General features: G+C 70.6%; 6 protein-coding genes. 5 read left to right on the forward strand and 1 reads right to left on the reverse strand.

What is annotated here, in order from left to right; all coding sequences use genetic code 11:
• From JS521_RS22750 to JS521_RS22770, 5 genes are all read left to right on the forward strand, one after another.
• The coding region (locus JS521_RS22750) for a DUF2690 domain-containing protein (RefSeq protein WP_372448609.1) at nt 1-460 on the forward strand (460 nt) is incomplete at its 5' end.
• A gap of 248 nt (nt 461-708) precedes the next feature.
• A complete protein-coding gene (locus tag JS521_RS22755) occupies nt 709-1698 on the forward strand; it encodes a malate dehydrogenase (RefSeq protein WP_200722950.1) in 990 nt (329 codons plus the stop codon).
• Between the two features lie 283 nt (nt 1699-1981).
• The gene (locus tag JS521_RS22760; RefSeq protein ID WP_205084796.1) at nt 1982-2422 is read left to right on the forward strand and encodes an ASCH domain-containing protein; all 441 of its coding nucleotides are present in this window, start codon (nt 1982-1984) and stop codon (nt 2420-2422) included.
• Entirely contained in the window at nt 2419-2697 is a 279-nt protein-coding gene (locus JS521_RS22765) for a hypothetical protein (RefSeq protein WP_205084797.1), read from the forward strand. The genes JS521_RS22760 and JS521_RS22765 overlap by 4 nt, the downstream gene beginning before the upstream one ends.
• Before the next feature lie 64 nt (nt 2698-2761).
• Nucleotides 2762-3310 carry a WhiB family transcriptional regulator gene (locus JS521_RS22770; protein WP_205084798.1) on the forward strand — a complete coding sequence of 183 codons (549 nt, stop codon included), beginning with the start codon at nt 2762-2764 and terminating at the stop codon, nt 3308-3310.
• Between the two features lie 505 nt (nt 3311-3815).
• Here JS521_RS22770 and JS521_RS22775 read toward each other — a convergent pair.
• Nucleotides 3816-4502 carry a hypothetical protein gene (locus JS521_RS22775; protein WP_205084799.1) on the reverse strand — a complete coding sequence of 229 codons (687 nt, stop codon included), beginning with the start codon at nt 4500-4502 and terminating at the stop codon, nt 3816-3818.
• Nucleotides 4503-4650 lie beyond the last annotated feature (148 nt).

The following is a 4650-nucleotide window of genomic DNA, read 5'->3' on the forward strand; positions in this document are numbered from 1 at the left end:
CCGGCCGGGGGGCCCCCCCCCACACCCCCGGGCCGGGGCTCCCGGCTTGTCTGGGCGGGCTGTGGCCCGGCCGCGCAGGCCCCCCTCGGCGGCCCCCACCACGGCCGCCCCCGAGCTGCCCGTGGGCGTCGAGTGCAGCGGCGCGGACTGCGCCGGGCAGGACCCCGAGGCGATGGGCTGCGGCGGCGAGTTCGCCCGTACGGTGGCCAACGCCGTGGTCGGCGGCAGCAAGGTCGAGGTCCGCTACAGCAAGGTCTGCTCCGCCGCCTGGGCCCGTCTCACCGAGGCGGCGATCGGCGACACCGTGCAGATCACCGGGGGCGCCGGGCCGCAGAACGGCGAGGTCATGGGGGACACCGACGCGTACACCCCGATGGTCGCGGTGAAGAAGGCGTCCGACGCGAAGGCCTGCGCGACGCTCACCTCCGGCACGAAGGGCTGCACCGACCCGGTCGAATGACAGCGGCGACCCCGCATCACGCACCGCCGCCCGCCCGTGCGTGCGGTGCGTGCGGTGCGTGACCGGTTGTGTGCGGTGCCACAGGGGGGCGGGCGGTCCGGCCCTGCGGGGTCCGATAGCCTGACCGCTGGAAATCTCTTCACGTCAAGATTGGTCGTCAGGCCGGGCCGGGCGGAAGAGGAGTCCAGCACCAGGGTCCGGCACCAGGGGCCGGAACCCCCACCGCCAGCTGTCTAACGGAGACCGCCATGACCCGCACTCCCGTGAATGTCACCGTGACCGGCGCAGCCGGCCAGATCGGCTACGCGCTGCTCTTCCGCATCGCCTCCGGCCACCTGCTCGGCCCGGACGTGCCGGTCAACCTCCGCCTCCTGGAGATCCCGCAGGGCCTCAAGGCCGCCGAGGGCACCGCCATGGAGCTCGACGACTGCGCCTTCCCGCTGCTGCGGGGCATCGAGATCACCGACGACCCGAACGTCGGCTTCGCCGGTGCGAACGTCGCCCTGCTCGTCGGCGCCCGCCCGCGCACCAAGGGCATGGAGCGCGGCGACCTGCTCGCCGCCAACGGCGGCATCTTCAAGCCGCAGGGCAAGGCCATCAACGACCACGCCGCGGACGACATCAAGGTCCTCGTCGTCGGCAACCCGGCCAACACCAACGCGCTCATCGCGCAGGCCGCCGCCCCGGACGTACCGGCCGAGCGCTTCACCGCGATGACCCGCCTGGACCACAACCGCGCGATCTCACAGCTGGCCGCCAAGACCGGCGCCGCCGTCTCCGACATCAAGAAGCTGACGATCTGGGGCAACCACTCGGCCACCCAGTACCCGGACATCTTCCACGCGGAGATCGCCGGCAAGAACGCCGCCGAGGTCGTCAACGACGAGGTGTGGCTGGCCGACACCTTCATCCCGACCGTCGCCAAGCGCGGCGCGGCGATCATCGAGGCCCGTGGCGCGTCCTCCGCCGCCTCGGCCGCCAACGCCGCCATCGACCACGTCCACACCTGGGTCAACGGCACCGCCGCCGGCGACTGGACCTCGATGGGCATCCCCTCGGACGGCTCCTACGGCGTCCCCGAGGGCATCATCTCCTCCTTCCCGGTCACCACGAAGGACGGGAAGTACGAGATCGTCCAGGGCCTGGACATCAACGAGTTCTCCCGCAAGCGCATCGACGCCTCCGTGCAGGAGCTCACCGAGGAGCGCGACGCGGTCCGCGAGCTCGGCCTCATCTGAGCCGCACCCGCACCCGCACCGCGGCACCACGCATCGAGCGCCCCCCCCCCCCCCCCCGGCCCGCGGGGCGCACGGTCGACGTCGCCGCCTCCGTCGGCGCCGCAGCCCCAGACGTGCTCGGCACCCGCGACCTGGCCGCGTTGCAGAGGGCGGCCGACGCCGCGCTTTACGACGGGAAGCACTCCGGCAGCGCGGTCCTCGCGACCATGGATAAGACCACGGTGCCGTCCATCAACGGTCGCCGGGCCGGCCGCCCGGGGACAGCGGTCTGGGGGCGAGCGGCATGAGCGCCATGCCTCTGCCCGAGGGCGACTGGGTCCGGGGCATCACCATCAAGCAGCCGTACGCGGCGAGCATCCTTACCGGCGCCAAGACGATCGAGAACCGGCCGAGGCCGTGGCGGACCGGCTGGGTGCTCCTGCACGCGGGCCAGCAGATTGACCGCACCGCTCTGCGTCTCCCGTTGGTCGCCCGCACGATTCGCGGCCGCGCCCTGGTCACCGGCGCGGTGGTCGGCGTTGCCCTGATCACTGGTTGCCACCAGGACCCCGACGACGCGCCGCTCTGCTCCCCGTGGGCGCACCCGGGCTCTTGGCACCTGGAGCTCGCCGACGTCCAGGAGCTGCCCCTGCCCACCCCCGCACGCGGGCAGCTCGGCCCCTGGAAACCGGACCCGGACCTGCTGGGCCAGGTGTTCCAGCAGCTGCCCGGCTTCCGCCCGTGACCCGTACCCGAGGGAAGAAGCCGCCGGTCGAGCCGGGGCTGATCCCGGCGCCTGGCAACCTCCTGGACTGGCGCGACGCCATCCATTTCGACCGGTGGCAGGACCGCCCCTGCGCCCTGTGCGACCAGCCCACCCCGATGCGCTCCCACGTCGGTGAGCCGGTCCATAAGAGCTGCGCCGAAGCGTGGATCGCGGCGAACCCGGTCGAGGCCCGTCTCGGCCGGTTCGCTTCCGACGCGCAGGCCGGACGCCGCCGCGGCGACGATCACGCCTGACCGCGCCGTCCCGCCCTCGCACCACACACCCTGTCTCGCTCCGCTCCCCTTGAGGAGGTTCCTCATGCCCGGCTCCCGTCCCGGCACCGCGACCTTGATCTCGGCCGACACCCGGATCCCCTTCCCTGACTCCGACCAGCCCCTGGCCTGCCGCACCGAACCCCGCGTGTTCGCCATCGAGGACGTCAGCACCACGGACGACCCGCGCGCCCGGGAGAAAGCCACCGCCCAGGCCAAGAAGGCATGCTCCGGCTGCCCCGTCGCTGCCGAGTGCCTCAAGTGGGCGCTCGCCAACCCCGACCTCACCCCGACCGGGGTGTGGGCGGCGACCACGAAGCGCGAACGCACCCGGCTGCGCAAGCAGCTCGTGGCCCGGCTCGGTGACGACTGGCCCGGTGTGGTGGCCGACCAGGACCGCCGCCGACGCGAGCAGCAGCGCACTGCCCGCACCGCCCCGCCGACCGTCCGGGACCAGGCCCTGGCCCGCCTGGAGCTGGAGCTCGTTCCCACCCGACCCGAGCCCTACAACCCGTGGAAGCAGCCGATCACCCCTCGGCAGGCCGCCGCCAACCGGCGCGTGCTGGAACTCGCCCTCACCGGCAAGGCCGCGTGATGTTCACCGACTGGTCCGAAGCCCTCGACGCCGACTCCCTCCCCCTAGGGAGTAGACCTCTCGAATCGCCTCGCCCACGTCTGACCGAACCGCAGAAGGCCGCCCCACGCCGATCAGGCAGGGGCGGCCTTGCCGTGCGCCCAGCCACCTTGTGCGTACCCTCGTCCTGACCAACAAGAGGGCCAGATGTCCGACGAACAGCGGCTCTGGGGAATGCAGGAGGCGCTGCCCAACTGGGCACCAGCATCCGTGCCGACCGCGACCGGAAGAGCCAGGGCGGCCTGCCTCCCTTTGACTCAACGCCGCCCCCTCTACGAGCTCTCCCCACCAGCCCGTCGACGCTCTCGCAAGGGAACTGGGTCTGCCATTCTCTCGCTGCCGACCGGCCGTCGACGTTGAGGCGTAGGTCTATTCAGGACATGGTGACCTGTCAGCCGCGATGGTCCCAGCTGTTCTGGTACGGCTGGGCCGACGAAGCTGGCGGCTACCAGGACAGTTCACTCATTCAGCAAGAAGGCGTCGGAACCGCTGTGGCGGTACCTTCTGTACCGCTGCCGAAGACACGCCGGGTGAAGCGATAGCACTGCTCGACTTCCGCGCCTGAGCTTGACACGAGGACGAAGATTTTCACGATTCCTCCCCTACGCACCACGTTCTTGACGTCGAAGGAACGTAGTCGAGTGGGATCGAGGGCGTTCTGGACTCTGGTAAGCGACAAGTCCTCGGCGTACATGCTTGAGATGCGTGTCAGTGCCAGACGGGCCCGGCCGCCGATCTGAGTGCTCGGACGGCATACATCGTCTCCCCACTCCGACACCTTTGACGTCCACGTCTCGTTGGGGCGTTGGGTGTAGGTGAAAGTGAAACATCGGCTCACCTCGGCGTTCCCGCCACCGGGAATCATGACCTTCTCGTCGTAATGGGCTGACACTGCGGCCGTGGCGGTGAACTCAGGGCGGGACGTGTCGTAGGTGATTACTGGGGCCTTGGAGTGTCGCCAGATGACATCGGCGAGTGCATCGGTGTCAGTGGAGCCGCTCCTGGCGAGTGCACTGTTCGTGTTGTTCGCTGTGGCCTGGGCCCTTTCGAGGATTGATGCACGTGTCTGCTCCCTGCGCTGGCTGTTGACGTCCCCGTCATGCCAGTGCCGATACCACAACCAGCAAACGATGAGACCCAGAATGGCGGTCAAGGCGATCAGAGTGGACAGACAGCCGGTGGCGGGGGGGGGGGGGGGCGCCGCCCCAACGGCCCACCCCCCCGGGGATGGTGAGAGGTGGCCATCGCCCAAGGCTGGCGGGGTGAGACCCAACGGGCAGACGTGCTGGGGGGGGAGGGGT

This window comes from Streptomyces durocortorensis (assembly GCF_016901035.1).
In the GTDB taxonomy this organism is placed as follows: Bacteria; Actinomycetota; Actinomycetes; order Streptomycetales; family Streptomycetaceae; genus Streptomyces; species Streptomyces durocortorensis.